Raw genomic sequence first — 13,570 nt, forward strand, 5'->3', positions numbered from 1 at the left:
CCGAACCAGCTGTGCACCGGGCCGTCGGCCGGGATGCCGGGCAGCGGGTTCTGCCCGGTGATGGGGGCGGCCGGCGCCGGGCGGCTGTCGCGGGCACCGCCCTTCGGCGTTCCCGGGTGAGGGTTCACCCGGCGGTTCGGTAGACCGCCGCCTCCGCCCGGGCGACGACAGCGCCTGAGGCGGTGAGCCTGGCCAGGCTCAGTCTCACCGTGGCCGGGCGCAGACCGGTCCCGGAGGCGATCTCCGCCACCCCAGCCGCGTCGCGAGCGGCAAGCCACCCGCGGACCCTGCGGTCCGCATCGCGGTCCAGGCTTCGGGCGATCCAGTGGAGAACGAGCACGCCGCTCGCGAGCCCGAACAGCCCGAAGGCGGTAGCGGCGGGCCGGTGCAGGGTCGCGCATGCGACGGCGGTCACCCCGTAGAACGCGACGACCGGAGTGAGCACCACCGCGGAGCGGCGCAGCTGACGGCGGGTGGCAGGGACGAAGATCAGGACTCCTCCTCGGAGATAGGAGCGTAGCGGGAGGTGCGGAAGAAGCGGCAGCCCGGTTGCGGCGGGCGGATCAGGCAGGTGCGGCATACGGTCGCGGGCGTTGTGGGCACGACGTGGTGGTGGCAGATGGTCCGGCCTCCGCTCCGGGTGCGGACCGGGTGGGCGACGACGAGCTCGTGCAGGTCGTCGGGGCAGACCCAGCCGCTGTGGCCCAGCGGAGGGAGGGGCCCGTCAGCTCGGACGGTGATCCGGTTGCCGAGCGGGACGATCAGGTAGCGATCGGCCGGTGCGAGATAGCCGATGACGCTGAAGCGCGTACGGAGGCCGTCCTTGTCCGGCGGGCCGTAGGCGGTGCCGAAGGCGCGACTGGCAGCTGCCGGGGTGCGGTCGAGACCGGGGTGGTCGGGGTCGTCGGGCAACTCGCCTCCGAGGTCGGTGGGATGGCGCGACGCGGGAGCGCCGTGGCTGGCCGCCGGGCGCAGGGGCCCGACGCCCGGCGGGTCACCGGATCGGTCGGCGGGGGCGGGGAAGGCGCGGGGTGGAGGTGTCGGCGACAAGCGGGGGCATCGACCACAGCAGGAGGTAGACCACCGCAAGTTGAGCGGCGCCAATGGCAGCACTGGCGGAGAGCAGCGCGCAGGAGGGCCAGAGGATCACCGCGTGCAGGAGGCTGACGTAGACGGCGCAGCCGGTCAGCCACTCGGCGGCCTCGATGCGGTGCAGGAGTCGGCGGCGGTTTCGGTTGAAGCGCAGGTTGGAGATGAGGACCCCTTCGTGCGGAGGTAAGGGCAGTGGGGAGGCAAGCGGGTTCAGCGACCCGGGTGCTCGACGAGGGCTTGCAGCGCGGCGAGGACGATCTCGACGGGGGTGTGGCGGTTGAAGCCGGCACGCCAGCCGTCCTGCCGGGCGGTGCCGCTCAACGCGATGATCCAGGTGTCGACGTTCGGGTTGTCCGGCTGGTACCCGAGGTACACCCGCGTGCACGGGGACGCGGCGTGCAGTCCGCCGTCCGCGTCGATCACCCAGGACCAACCGTGCTCATACAGAAAGGCGTTGAGGTCGTTCGGATTTCCCTCGCCGAGCAGCCAGGCTCGATGGGGGATCGCGTCGCCGGGGCGGAGACCGGGCACGGGCGGGGCGGAGAGCACGATGGACAGGAGGGAGCACCTTCCTCGCAGCGGGTGGGCGGTCGTCCATGTTTGCTTGGAGTGCCCCGCTTCGCGTAGTCCTGTCGGGCTTCTTCCGCTGGTTGTCTGCCGCGGGCGAACGCATGCAGGCCCAGCCGAATGATCGGCTGGGCCTGGGCGTTGCTGTCCTGCCTCGACGAACCCGGCGGAGTCTCGGTGAGCCTGGCCGGTGGTGGACCACTCGTCTTGGTGAAGTTGGCGCAGCTGGCGGTCAGGGGCTTCTGCGTCTGATCATCGCGGTCGTGTGACGGCGTCTCAGCGTGTTTTGCGGATGGCGTCGGTGGCGGCCTTGGCGATGGCGGCGGGGGCGCTGGAGGGCCGGGGCAGGTGAAGCAGGGTGGTCCCTGGCAGGTGGAGGGATTCCTGGGTGAGGGTGAGCTGGAGTACGGCGCAGCCGGCGGCGGTGAGGCGTTTGATGCGGGTGACGGCCTGAGCGGTTTCGCCGCCGGAGTAATGGGCGTCGGTGACGATCACGAGGAGGCGGCCGGCGCCGGGGCGGCTGAGGTCGAGGCCGTGGTCGAGTGCGTCGATGGCGTCGCCGAGGTTGTGGCTGCCGCCGTTGGCATCGAACGTCGTCACGCGCTCTGGCGCCCGGTGGGTGGGTCGGGTGAGTGCGGTCAGATCATGGTCGTAGGCGACGGTGGCGGTGCGGGAGTCGGGGTCGGTCAGGGCCGCTGCGCGGGCCACGATCCAGGCAGCGGACGCGACGGGTTTGCAGGCGGCACTCATGGAGCCGGAGACGTCAACGGCGATGCCCACGCGCAGCGGTGGGGTGGGGGAGTTGCGGCGGCGGGTGACGGTGAACGGTTCTGCGGTGGGTATCGATCCGGCGGCGCGCTGGGCGTCGCGGGCGAGGGCCCGGCCCATGTTGAGGCGGCCGGGCGGGGTGGGGCTGGTGGTCCGCTCCTCGGTGCGCTCGCGATAGGCGGCGGCGCGAAGGGCGCGGCTCAGGCGCGCGGCGGCGCTCTGCTCGGCGGCGGTGGGCTTGCGGGTGCCAGTGATCGGGCTGCCGTGGGGCGCCGGTGTGCCGTCGGGGCTGACGGTGGTGCCACGGGCGTTGAAGACCGACTTGGCGGTGGCGGCGGCCTTGCGGCGCTGGCCGGCCTGCTGGGCGCGGTCCTGTGCCTGGGCCTTGGACCGCGCGGCCAGGGCGTTGGTGGCGGCGTTGGCCGCGGCGAGGTCGGCGGCGTCGTTGGCGTCCATGTTGTCCGCGACGACCGTCACGGCGGCGGACAGCAGATCGGTGAGGTCCTCTGGCATGGGCTGGACAGGGGCGGCGGTGTCCAGGGCGTCGCACCAGTCCTGGGCGTGCGCGAGCATGGTGGTGGCGTCGTGGTCGGCGCACTGGTGGGCCGCGGTCCAGATGCCGGTGAGGGTGGCCAACAGGTCGGCGCCCAGGACCGTTTCGCACAGATCGGCGACGGCCTTGGTCTCGTCGGCGTCCAGGATGCCGGCGTCCCGGCGACCGAGGATGAGGGCCGCCGTGCTGGCGGCCTGCTCGATGCCCTGGAAGTCGGGGTTGGCGATGTCGGGCATGACCAGGGTCCGGGCGCTGGTGCGCAGGTACCTGCGATCGGTGGGCCGCCTGGTCAGGTGTGCGCCTTCGGCACGGCTCTCCTCCAGCAGGAAGGCGGCCTTGACGACGCGGGCTTCTGCGTCGGCGGGCGGCTCCCATACGGAGTGGGCTGCATGGGCGGCCTCGTGGACGAACACTCCCCAGGCAGCGGGATAGTGCTCTTCGTCGCCCACGATCCGCGGACGGACCTCGTGGGGCTGGAGGGGGGCGAACAGACCGGCGTCGAACTCGATCTCCGCCAGGTGGGGGAAGTAGGCGGCGGGTGCCCCGGAGCGGGTGCCGGGGCGGCAGGTGACGAGCAGGTCCTGGCGGCCGGACAGGGCGACCAGCCGATCGCCGAGTTCGGCTCCCACGCGCAGCCACGTGGTCGGGGAAGAAGGTGGCTGTGCGGGCGTGGCGCCGTCGTCGTCCCAGCGCGCGAGGTCGGCGTCGTCCTCGGGCGAGGTGACGGAGGACTGGATGTGGTGGTGGGCGCTCATCGCGAGCGGCCCCGTTGGGCGGAGCTGGTGCTGCCTGGCGGCTGCTGGGCGGCCGAAGCGGAGAGCTGCCGACCCAGGGTGAGCGGCGCGACCTGCTGGACGCCGGCAATCTTGCTGACCGCGGCGGCGACGGCGTCGCGGTCCTCCAGAGGAGCGATCCCGACGAGGTTCCCGAGCGCGGCCTTGGTGCCGAGGACCGCCTCGGTCCGCTGGTAGCTGAGCAGCTCCCGCAATTGGGGCGCCCAGCCCAGTTCGCCGAGCTCGACCTGGCGGGCGAGGTTTCGGGCGACCCGGACCACCCGGGCGTCGATCTTCAGGGCCAAGGCCAAGTCGTAGTCCGTGCCGACCTGGATCTGCACGCTGAACCGGCTCGCCAGCGCTTCCGTCAGAACGGCGCCGTGCACGCCCGGATTGTGGCCCGCGACCACGAAAAAGCCCTGCATGGCCTGGACGGTCTCCCCCTTGTGCGCCTTGACCTGGATCTGGCGGCGCCCGTCCATCGCCGGATACATCGACGCCAAGACCTTGGGCGAGATCAGGGTCGCGTCGTCGATCAGCAGGGCGCGGCCCTCGGTCATCGCGGTGACCAGCGGACCGTACTGCCAGACGTAGCCCCCACTGTCGTCCAGCGTGTAATCGCCGATCAGGTCGCCGACCGTGGTGTCGCCGTCTCCCGCGACGGTGATCAGGTCCGGGAAGGCGGCCTCCACCAGGGAGGTCTTGCCGGTTCCAGGGGGACCGTAGAGCAGCACCGGCACGTCGGCGTCGCGTAGACGATTCAAGGCCTCGACGTCGGGCAGGTCGGCCAGTTCCCGGGGGTGGTAGAGCTGGCCGCCCGCGCGGCGGATCGGGCCGGGCTGCTTGGGCGTGGTCGCTGCGGGAGGGGTCGTGCGGGCCATGGCCGCTTGGGCGCGGGGAGAGTGGGTGCCCGGTGGGCTGATTACCGCGGCCTGCGCGGCTGCGGCGGTCTTCCCGTTCGCGCGGAACTGCTTTCCGGCGCCGAGCTGGTCGGCCTCGCCGCGTCGCACCAGGGTCGTGACCGCTTGCTGGACAGCACCGTGGGAGTGGCCCAGGGCCTTGGATATCTCCCCGATGGTGAGTGGGTCTGCCGGCCGGTCGGCCAACATTCGGGCCACCTTGGCCCGCAGTTCGCCGGGCTTGGCGTGTGCCGTTTTGACGGGCGGTCCGGGCGTGGTCAAAGCGAGGATCCTCCAACGGGTTGGCGTGCGGGCAGAGTTGGCACTCCTGGGGGTCCGTCACCGGGTGCGGGGGTGGGTGACGGTCTGGTCATTGGTGGTGGGCGGGGCCGGGGCCACGGCCGCGGCAGGGCTGGCAGCGGCGGCGGGGCTGGTGGCGCGGGCCGCGGCGCTGCGGGCGCTCAAGACCTCGACGGGCGGGAGGGGGTTGTCCGGCGCGCCAGCGCGCCGGGTCCACTCGAAGGCCGCATCGAGGTCCGGGAAGCCGCCCTCCCGCAGGGTGTAGGTGCGGCCGAGGTAGTCGACGTCCTCGTAGAACACCCGGACGGGGTGTTCGCCGGCCGCGGGCCGCTGGTCCTCGGCGATGATCCAGGTGTTGAAGTCGTAGACCAGGTCCTCGTTGCTGCTGGGCGGGCCGCCCGAGGAGTGGGCGGGGTCCAGGACGAGGTCGGAGGTGTACGAGTTTGCGATCCAGTACCTGTCGCCGGCCTGGGCGAGTCGCTGCTCCAGTGCGCGGCTGGGCTGGTCGCAGGTCGGAAGCCTCTCGTCGTGCGGTGTCACCTGGCCGAGGTCGGCGCCGCGGGAGACGAGCCAGTTCTGCGCGAGCGCCACAATCGGCGCCCGCTGGTACTCAAGCCGGAACGTTCCGGCGCCGAGGTCGCGCTGGACGTGGATTCCGGCGAGCTGTTCCGAGCCGGGGATGTCCCAGGTCATGGTGCCGTCGTGGACGACGAGGTAGGAGTCGGTCAGCAGCGGTGTGTGCGGGTTGGTGGTGTTCTGCACGGCCAGGACGCCGATGTTCCGCTCGTACGCGAACTCCCACCACCTGCGCTTGTCCTCCTCGGTGTGGGCTTCGAGGTCCTCGACCTGGAGGGCCTCGTCAATGGCGAGGAGTGGCTCGGTGACGTCGGTGATGGGATTCTCCGGTGTTCTCGGGGGACGTTGAGGTGCCGCTGGAACCGTTCGGGGCGCGGCGGGCGGTAGCGGCGGCAGCGCGATCGGTGACGGGGTGACGACGGTGACCTCCCGGTCGGTGGCGACCAGCGGGTCGATGTCGGTGTCGGTGGGCAAGGAGGCCGCCAGGAGTAGGGGCGCGCACGGCGAGGTTGCTGGTGAGTTCGAGCCGATCCGGGCGCTCCTGCCGGTCACCCAAGCGGGCAGGGACAGCCGTCGGAGGTATAGGGGCGGGAGGATCACCGGGACCGTGGGGGCGAGGTCGGCCCGCTCGCGGGGTCCGTCTGGGCCGGTTCGCCCGGCGGCCCGGGCCCCGGCTGGGCCGGCGGTGCGGACGGCCTCGGCCTGGGAGGTCTGGTCTCTGGTCTGTACGGGCGTGCTCGGCAGGGGCGTACCGTCGGCGCTCACCGGCTGGCCGAGTGCTCAGTGCAGGCGCACGGGTTGGCCGGCGGCGAGCAGCTCGCTGGCTGCCGAGCAGGCCCGCGCGTGCGGTCCGTGCTGGTTTCCGTCGCTGGGCAGGCGCAGCCAGGTGTCTCCTCGAAGCCGGCCTGAAGCAGGATCCGCCGGGCGGCGGCGTTGTAGCCGGTGGTGGTGATCTCGCCGGTGTTGGTGTGCCGGATCGGCGCGAACGGCTGGGCCGCGCGCTCTGCTGGTGCCGCCGCCTCGTGGACTGTGGTGAGGTGGTCGGCGATTTCGTGCAGTGTCGCAGCGCTGGCCTTGACGTTGGCAACGGAGTCGCGAGGATTCGAGGTCAGGAATTCTCCGTGATGTCGGTTCGGGGGGTGCGGGACTCGGGGACGGTCAACGGCGGCGCGGCGGCCGTGGCGCCGCGGAGGCCCGTTCGGCCGCTGCCCGGGTTCCGGTCTCGGCCTGGCCGCCGGCCAGGGAGATGGACGAGGAGCCGCGGGCGCAGGCGGCAGCAGATCGACCGGGGCGGTCCGCCGGGCCGTTGCTGGTGCGGACCGTAGTGCTCAGCCGAGCCCCGGCTCGCTCGGGGAGCTGTTCGGGGCGGCGCTGCACGGGTGTCAGGAGGGTGGTGGCCGCCGTGGTGAGCAGGGCGTCGGGCGCGGTGGGGCTGAATTGCACGGTCCACACGCCCTTCTGGGCCGCGCCGGTCAGCATGACCGTGGGATCGGGGGCGTTGAAGGGGAAGGAGAGCGCAGCGCGGCGGTCCGGAGCAGCGACGAGGTGGTAGCCGTCACGGTCGTGGGCCGACCAGCCGGCCGACAGCAAGGCGGCGGTGGCGCGATGGCCGACGATGCGCGGCCCGGGAAGGGCGGGCGCGGCTTCCGTGGCGTCTGCCTCACGAAGGATGGCCAGGGAGACCTCCGCCGGGGCACGGTCGCAGAAGCGGACCTGCCAGTCGGGGCCCACCAAGTTCCACTGCCGGTCCTCGCGGAGGAGAGCGAGGCCCTCCTGGTCGCTGATGAGGACCGTGCTGGTCGGGGCGTAGTACGGGCGGTACCAGCCGAACTCGGCGGCTAGCTCGTAGGCGATGTCCACCTCGCCGGGGCCGGCGAGGTGAGCGGGAGAGGCGAGGACGTACGGGGCGGGTGGTGCGACGGTCGGCAAGTAGGGGCGGTTCCTCGGTTCAGGTGCTGGCCCGGGGCGGGCGATGAGGCATAGAGCCGGACCGGGCTGCGTGCACGGCGGGGAGCGTTGGTCGCTGTGGCGGCTACGGGCCGGAGGCGGCAGGCACCGGCTGGTGGGCTGCCTCGGTGGGCAGGAGGTCGCGCAAGCGCGGAAGGGTGAGCGCGGAGTCGAGGCGGCCGGCAGCGAAATACAGCAGCTGCCCGCCGGTCCCTGTGTCGCCGGGGCGCGCGAGGCTGTATCCGATCCGCGCGCCGGAATCGTCGGTGCGCCAGCGCAGTTGGACGCCGTCGGCGACCAGGGCCGTGGCGTAGTCGTCCACGGTGGCGGCCCCTTCGAGCGCGCGGCGCATCCGCTGCTGGAGCCAGACCCGGGACGGCTCGGCCCAGCCCTGCTGCTCAGCTTTGATGATCTCGGCGGTGGTCGGGTAGCTGGTGGTGGCGCGCGGACCCTGGCCGACGGGGCGCAGGCCCCACTCGGCCTCGATCGCCCGGCACTCGGCCTGGGCGCGCACCTGGTCCCTGTGCATAGCCGGGCGGGAACCGTCCGGCCTGACGCTGACGGCAGTGATGTGGATGTGGTGGACGGAGTGCCGCACGGCTACCCAGCGGCAGCTGGCGCGCCGCTCGGGCGCGAGGCCGGTCGCCCGGACGATCCGGTGTGCGACCTGGGCCCACTGGCCGTCGGTCAGCAGTGGGTCCTCCGGTGCCGCGCGTACCGAGCAGTGCCACACCCTGCTCGGGGGCATCGTCCCCAACTCGGCTTCCCGCAGCCGGGCGTGCTGGTCGAGGCGGGCAGCCAGGCGGCCGACGGTCGCGCCTGGATCGCGGCCCGGATCGGGAGCACCGTGACGGTTCCAGGCGGCGACGAGGTGCGGATCCTCGTGCTCCTCACGGCGGCCGGGGCCGTAGAGGTAGGCCAGCAGCGGGCGGATGCTGTTGCCCGTGGAGATGTCGGGGATCACGCGGCCTCCATCACGGCGTCGAGGGCCGCATGGGTTCGCTCGCCGAGGGCGGGCAGCAGGGCCAGTGCAGCAACCGCGGTGTCCACGTCGGCGCTCGCCCGTGCGGTGTCGCTCGCCTCCCGCAGCTCGTCGGCGATCCGGTCGAGGGCCTCGACGAGCGGGCGTCGCGGGTCGGAGTCCGGATGCCCGACCGGGTCGGCGGCCAGCGCTGCGGTCAGGGCGGCGTTGGCGACGAATCCGGCCGGGGTGAGCCGCTCGGTGGCGGCACGTTCGCGGATGGCCTGCATCGCGGAGGGGGTCAGCCGCACGGAGAGCTGGACGGTGCGGGCCTCGGCGGTGCGTGGCCGGCGGCGAGGGCGCGGGAGGTCGGCGGGGATGTGGACTCCTTCGGGCAAACGGTGGGTGGTCAGCGGGTTCGGGGCTGGGCGCTCTCCTGCGCCCGGAGCGAGGTGGGCGGGCTGACCTGGACGACGGCGTCAGCGTCGAGGGGTTGGGCGGCGATGGGCGTCTCCAGGGTGGTGCGGCTGGTCGGGGTCGTTGCCGCCGGGCGAGGTGGTGCGGGTGGCGGCTGCCGACCCGTCCGCGCCGCCTGTCGTCGGGCGTCGTCAGCAAGCAACGTGGTCGGAACGGCGCGCTGGTAGGCGGAGATGGAGTACTCCAGAACCTCGACGATCTGGCCGTAGCGGGCTCCGAGCGTTTCCAGCTCCAGCGCTTCGGACTTGAGCGTCCCGAGGCTGTCCATCCGGTAGTGGTCGCCCTCGGCGATCTGAGCGAGCCACTTGCCGACAGAAGCAGCTGCGGACCGCAGTTCGCGGTCGACGGAGTCGAGGCGGCCGGCCTGGAAGTCGACGAGGTCAGCGAACTCGCCCGCAATCCCGTCGGGGTGCCGTCGCCACAGCTCCTTCCGGCCGACGCCGAGACGGCGCTGGACGAGCGCCTCGCCGGCGTAGGGCACAGTCTCCTTCGCGTCGGGCTTAGAGCCGTTGCCCGCGGGGATCGTTGTGGCGGCGGGACGCCCGGCAGTGGGACTCATGCTGTGGCCAGCCGCTGCTCGGCGATGGTGGCCAGGCCCAGGACGACCGCGTCCTCCAGCGTGTCGACGACGGGGACTCCGGCGGTGGCCAGCCGCTCGGCGGAGTGGAGTCCGAGGGTGTGCAGGACCGGGATCGCGCCGACCGACAGCGCCGCGACGGCGTCGTCCACGGAGTCGCCGATGACGATGGTGCGCGCCGGGTCGACGTCCGGCCCGAGGTCCGCGAGGTGGCGTGCCAGTGCGGGGGCCTTGCTCGGGACCGAGGGCCCTCGGCGGCCGTCGACACGCATCAGCAGACCGGTGATGCCGACCGTGCTGACCTCCTTCACCAGGCGCTCGTGCGGCGCCAGGGAGAGCAGGCTCTGGCGCACCCCGCGCGCCCGCAGGTGCAGCAGCATCTCCCGTACGCCGGACTGGAGACGGACCGGGCGCCGGTCCAGGACCTCCAGGAAGGCGTCGTCCGCCTCGTGCCACTGCTGGTCGGACAGGGTGCGTCCGAGCAGGGCGTCGTAGAACGAGCGGATGGGAGAGCGGTGTTCGGCGCGGTACCGCTCCAGGGTGATCGGCGGGTGGCCGAGGTCCGGCAGGGTCGCGTTCAGCGCGGCGAGGTGGTCGTCGACGTCGTTGCGAAGGGTGCCATTCCAGTCCCAGACGATCGTGACGGGCGTGGAGATGTGGGCGGTGCTGAAAGTCAAGAAGTGGATCCAGACGTGGAGTTCGAGCGGGGACGACGGCGTGGCGGCCGGTGCGCGGTGCGATTAGGAGGGCGAGGAGATCAGGCGGCGGCCGAGATTGAGCGTGATGGCGGCACCCACAGCTCCCGCCAGCGGGACGGTGGCGGTCGTCTCGGGCCCGTGGACGGCGATCTGCCCGGCCAGGGCGGTGCCGGCCGCGCTTCCGAGGCCGATGACGGCGATCAGCCACGCTGCGGCTTCGGTCTTGGTGCCGCTGGGGGCGAGCCGGTCGCCGAGCTGGAAGGCCATCGTGAGCCAACGGGCGAGGTACAGACCGGGAATGATCGCTAGGGCGACGGCGCCGGGCCCGGACGGGGCGAGGAGGAACGGCACGAAGGGGGCCGCGAACAGGATCGCGACGCTCTGAAGGGCCTGGTTGGCGGGCCACCACAGCAGCCCGCCGATCAGGCTGCCCAGCGACAGCGCGGTCGGCACCAGGCCGGCGTACCAGCCGCTGCCGGCCTTGTCCGCGAGGGCGAGGGCGTAGACGTTCATCGAGCCCAGGGCCACGCCCAGCAGCGTGGCGGCGCCCAGGAGGACGAGCAGGCCGTGCGAGCGCAGCGGGCCGAGCCAGTGGACGGGCTCCCCGGCGGGCTGGCGGCTTCGGGCAGGGCGACGGGTGGCGACCACCGCGGTGCCGGCGAGACCTGCGGCGGCGCAGAAGTTCAGCGCCGCGGCGGGCGAGACCAGTTGGCACAGGACGGTCGCGACGACCGGTCCGGCCACGAAGACGAGCGGCTGGCTCGCGCTGTCGAGGGCGAACGCGGCGTCCTGGTCGCGCCGGTCCAGCAGGCGTGGCCACATGGCCCGCAGACCGGCCTCCAAAGGGGGCGTTGCCAGACCGGCGACGGCCGCCAGGCCGATGGCCAGCGCGGGGTTGCGGGCGGGCCCGACCAGGGCGAGCGCGTTGAACGCCGCTCCGGCCAGGGCCGCCGCGGTGAGGGCGACGACGGACAGGCGGGTGCGGTCGACGGCCCGGCCCAGCAGCGGCTGGCCGATCGCTCCGGTCAGCGCGTACACGGCGGCGAGCACGGCGCCCAGGCCGGTACCGGCATGATCGGCGCGGGCGGCGAGGAGCAGAGCGACCGGTGCCATGGCGGTGGGCAGCCGGCCCACGAGGGTGGCGGTGAGCATCACGGAGACGTGGGGCGCCCGAAGTACTCGGCGGAGCGCGGGATTCGTGGACAGGGTTCGGCCTTCGGATCGGGGCGGACAGTGGTGCGGCGCGGGCGAGGTCAGGCAGCGGCGAGCACCGGGGCGGGCTGACGGTCCGGGGCGTGGGAGAACTCCAGGCGCAGCGTGGCGCTGCGCAGACCGGCGGTGTCCATCCGCTCGCCCACGGCGGCGAACAGAGCGTCCTGCACCGCCTCACCCACGGCGGCCTCCGCTCGCAGGGCCACCGGCTCGCCGGCCGCGACGGCAGGCTCGGCGGCCTCCTCCCCAGCGCGCAGGGACTCCTGCGCCCACGCGGACAGCGCCACGAAGACGCTCGCCATCTCGTTCCCGGCGGTGCTGATCGACCACCGGTAGGTGCGCCGGGTGCCGGTGCGGGTGACCAGCCCGCGCTGGACGAGCACGGCCAGGCGGTGGTGGAGCAGCCGGTGGGTCTCAGCGGGCAGCACCGCCGTCAGCTCCTGGTACGACATCGACTCGCGCCAGGACAGCTCCGCGAGCAGCGGCGCGGCCAGCGGACTCGCGAGGATCCCGAAGACCTCCTCGATCACCTCCGGGGCCTCCATCGCCGGTGCTCCGGGGGCGGGGTGACGCTTGGCCCAGGCCAGCGCGGCGTCGTACACAGGCGTCAACGCCCGCCCGGCGTCGGTGAGTGCCAGACCGTAGCGGGAGCGGCCCGCGACCGGAACCTTGACGAGCACACCGGCCTCCACCAGCACGGAGGAGGCCCAGTAGAGCGTCGCGGAGGGGATCACCGGCGCGGCGGCGAGGACCTCGGCCGGCCGGGCGGAGCCGGTTCGGGGGACGGCGCGCACCACCCGGGTCGCCCACCGGGCGGCGAGGGCCTCGGCGGCCTGCTGGGCGCGGGTGTACACGGTCGCGGTGTCGATCGCGGGCATGAAGAACTCCGTTCGGGTGACGCAGGGTTGGACGATCAGCGGCGCTGGGCTGCGGGCGGGGCGGCGACCACGGGGGTCGGAACGCCGGTATCGGCGGCGGCGGTCTGTGCGGCGGGGGAAGGACGGGAGACGGAAGAGGCAAGGGCGGCCTGGAAACGGGCAGGCATCCCGCGCCGCACCTCCTGGACCGCGGACTGTCGCTGGCGCTCCTGCTGCATGCGCAGGGCCGCGGTCTTGTACACCGCGACATTGCGGCGCTCCCCGACTGCGACCAGGTGGATCCCGGTCAGCCGACGTGGGTTGTGCGGCGCCCGCTGCTCCGTATAAACGAGCCGGAAGTCCAGCGCTTCGTCCAGATAGAGCTTGCGGGCGCCGCGCAGGTCGCGCTCGCCCTGCTGGTCGAGCAGGGGACCGCGGATCTCGGCCCGCAGCAGCCGGTCGAGGTACTCCAGCGCCAGGTCTCGCACGTCGGCCGGTGCGGCGAGCAGGTCGCCGAGGGACTCCGGGTGAGCACTGAAGGCCACGCCCGGCCAGATGTCGGTCACCGAACGGCCCGCCGGCCGGCCCTCGCCGCCAGGGCCGCAGCCGGTACGGGCTCGGAGGCGGCGGCCTTGCCGGGCGCGACGGCGGTACGCGTACGCGCCGCGCTGGCCTGCGGGCTGTAGACCAGGGGAACGTCGGCGCCGGCCACGGGCGGCAGCGCGGTGCGCCGCTGCTCCAGCCACTGCTGGACCTCCTGCGGCGACGAGAAGCTTCCCTCGCGCAGGGTGTAGCCGTGTTCCGGGTCGCCGGCCTCGATCTGCAGCAGGTAGGGGCGTTCGGCGCCGGCGGCGGTGGTGTCGCGCAGCATCGCCCAGGTCTCGCCGGGCTCGACGGCGTACTCCTCCAGCCGGTAGCGGGCGTTGGTGTCGATGAAGCGTTCGGCGGCCTTGGCGCTGCGCTCGTCCGCCGGGGCGCCGGGGTGTCCGGTGCTGTGGAGGAACATGTCCTGATCGGCGCCGCGTTCGACGAGCCAGGCCGTCGCCATCGAGAAGGTCGGTGTGCGTTCGATGTCGAGGGTGAACGTGCGGGCGTCGGTGTTGTAGTGCAGGTGGGCGGCGACGGCGGGGCGGCCGGCCTCGTGGTAGGCGTTGAGGTCCTCGTACAGCAGGAAGTCGTCGTTGCCGCCGAGTTCCTCGTGGCTGGCCTCGGTGAGCAGGTCGTACGCTTCCTCGGCCATCAGGAAGTGCGCCTGGATACGGGCGGAGGCGTCGTCCGCGGGCTGCCAGCCGGGCAGGTTGAGGTCGGGCACG

Annotated in this window: 15 protein-coding genes; all 15 read right to left on the reverse strand. The window is 73.1% G+C overall.

Annotated elements, in window-relative coordinates; translation table 11 throughout:
• Window positions 1-489: 489 nt before the first annotated feature.
• The 15 genes from AB0D10_RS25055 to AB0D10_RS25125 all read right to left on the reverse strand — a co-directional run bounded on the left by AB0D10_RS25055 (window position 490) and on the right by AB0D10_RS25125 (window position 13,569).
• Complete coding sequence (locus AB0D10_RS25055; RefSeq protein ID WP_360260203.1) at window positions 490-912, reverse strand: hypothetical protein; 423 nt, start codon at window positions 910-912, stop codon at window positions 490-492.
• Between the two features lie 390 nt (window positions 913-1,302).
• Window positions 1,303-1,623 (reverse strand): DUF317 domain-containing protein, encoded by a 321-nt coding sequence (locus AB0D10_RS25060; protein WP_360260206.1) that lies wholly within the window; start codon window positions 1,621-1,623, stop codon window positions 1,303-1,305.
• 312 nt (window positions 1,624-1,935) lie between these two features.
• On the reverse strand, window positions 1,936-3,735 hold the full coding sequence (locus AB0D10_RS25065) for a VWA domain-containing protein (RefSeq protein ID WP_360260209.1): 1,800 nt from the start codon (window positions 3,733-3,735) through the stop codon (window positions 1,936-1,938).
• On the reverse strand, window positions 3,732-4,871 hold the full coding sequence (locus AB0D10_RS25070) for an AAA family ATPase (protein ID WP_360260470.1): 1,140 nt from the start codon (window positions 4,869-4,871) through the stop codon (window positions 3,732-3,734). Before AB0D10_RS25070 ends, AB0D10_RS25065 begins: the two co-directional genes overlap by 4 nt.
• Before the next feature lie 120 nt (window positions 4,872-4,991).
• A complete protein-coding gene (locus AB0D10_RS25075; RefSeq protein ID WP_360260212.1) occupies window positions 4,992-6,002 on the reverse strand; it encodes a hypothetical protein in 1,011 nt (336 codons plus the stop codon).
• 287 nt (window positions 6,003-6,289) lie between these two features.
• Window positions 6,290-6,505 carry a hypothetical protein gene (locus AB0D10_RS25080; RefSeq protein ID WP_360260473.1) on the reverse strand — a complete coding sequence of 72 codons (216 nt, stop codon included), beginning with the start codon at window positions 6,503-6,505 and terminating at the stop codon, window positions 6,290-6,292.
• Window positions 6,506-6,686: 181 nt separating this feature from the next.
• Window positions 6,687-7,457 (reverse strand): hypothetical protein, encoded by a 771-nt coding sequence (locus AB0D10_RS25085; RefSeq protein ID WP_360260215.1) that lies wholly within the window; start codon window positions 7,455-7,457, stop codon window positions 6,687-6,689.
• Between the two features lie 103 nt (window positions 7,458-7,560).
• Window positions 7,561-8,439, reverse strand: a complete 879-nt coding sequence (locus AB0D10_RS25090; protein WP_360260218.1) for a hypothetical protein — start codon at window positions 8,437-8,439, stop codon at window positions 7,561-7,563.
• Window positions 8,436-8,834: a hypothetical protein gene (locus AB0D10_RS25095; RefSeq protein WP_360260221.1), complete on the reverse strand. Its 399-nt coding sequence runs from the start codon at window positions 8,832-8,834 to the stop codon at window positions 8,436-8,438. The genes AB0D10_RS25090 and AB0D10_RS25095 overlap by 4 nt, the downstream gene beginning before the upstream one ends.
• A gap of 11 nt (window positions 8,835-8,845) precedes the next feature.
• Window positions 8,846-9,394, reverse strand: a complete 549-nt coding sequence (locus AB0D10_RS25100; protein ID WP_360260224.1) for a hypothetical protein — start codon at window positions 9,392-9,394, stop codon at window positions 8,846-8,848.
• Between the two features lie 74 nt (window positions 9,395-9,468).
• Window positions 9,469-10,167 (reverse strand): HAD family hydrolase, encoded by a 699-nt coding sequence (locus tag AB0D10_RS25105; RefSeq protein WP_360260227.1) that lies wholly within the window; start codon window positions 10,165-10,167, stop codon window positions 9,469-9,471.
• A gap of 63 nt (window positions 10,168-10,230) precedes the next feature.
• Window positions 10,231-11,340 carry an MFS transporter gene (locus AB0D10_RS25110; protein WP_360260230.1) on the reverse strand — a complete coding sequence of 370 codons (1,110 nt, stop codon included), beginning with the start codon at window positions 11,338-11,340 and terminating at the stop codon, window positions 10,231-10,233.
• A 101-nt stretch (window positions 11,341-11,441) separates the two neighbouring features.
• Window positions 11,442-12,278, reverse strand: coding sequence for a winged helix-turn-helix transcriptional regulator (locus AB0D10_RS25115; RefSeq protein ID WP_360260233.1), 837 nt, complete (start codon window positions 12,276-12,278; stop codon window positions 11,442-11,444).
• A 35-nt stretch (window positions 12,279-12,313) separates the two neighbouring features.
• On the reverse strand, window positions 12,314-12,823 hold the full coding sequence (locus tag AB0D10_RS25120; protein ID WP_360260236.1) for a hypothetical protein: 510 nt from the start codon (window positions 12,821-12,823) through the stop codon (window positions 12,314-12,316).
• Window positions 12,820-13,569, reverse strand: a complete 750-nt coding sequence (locus tag AB0D10_RS25125) for a hypothetical protein (protein WP_360260239.1) — start codon at window positions 13,567-13,569, stop codon at window positions 12,820-12,822. Before AB0D10_RS25125 ends, AB0D10_RS25120 begins: the two co-directional genes overlap by 4 nt.
• Window position 13,570 lies beyond the last annotated feature (1 nt).

Source organism: Kitasatospora sp. NPDC048545, assembly GCF_040651155.1.
Classification (GTDB): domain Bacteria; phylum Actinomycetota; class Actinomycetes; order Streptomycetales; family Streptomycetaceae; genus Kitasatospora.

What these genes read in the sequence shown, in the direction of transcription:
- AB0D10_RS25065 (WP_360260209.1), bottom strand. Translation starts at nt 3,735, where the DNA reads ATGAGCGCCCACCACCACATCCAGTCCTCCGTCACCTCGCCCGAGGAC.
- AB0D10_RS25110 (WP_360260230.1), bottom strand. Translation starts at nt 11,340, where the DNA reads ATGCTCACCGCCACCCTCGTGGGCCGGCTGCCCACCGCCATGGCACCG.
- AB0D10_RS25115 (WP_360260233.1), bottom strand. Translation starts at nt 12,278, where the DNA reads ATGCCCGCGATCGACACCGCGACCGTGTACACCCGCGCCCAGCAGGCC.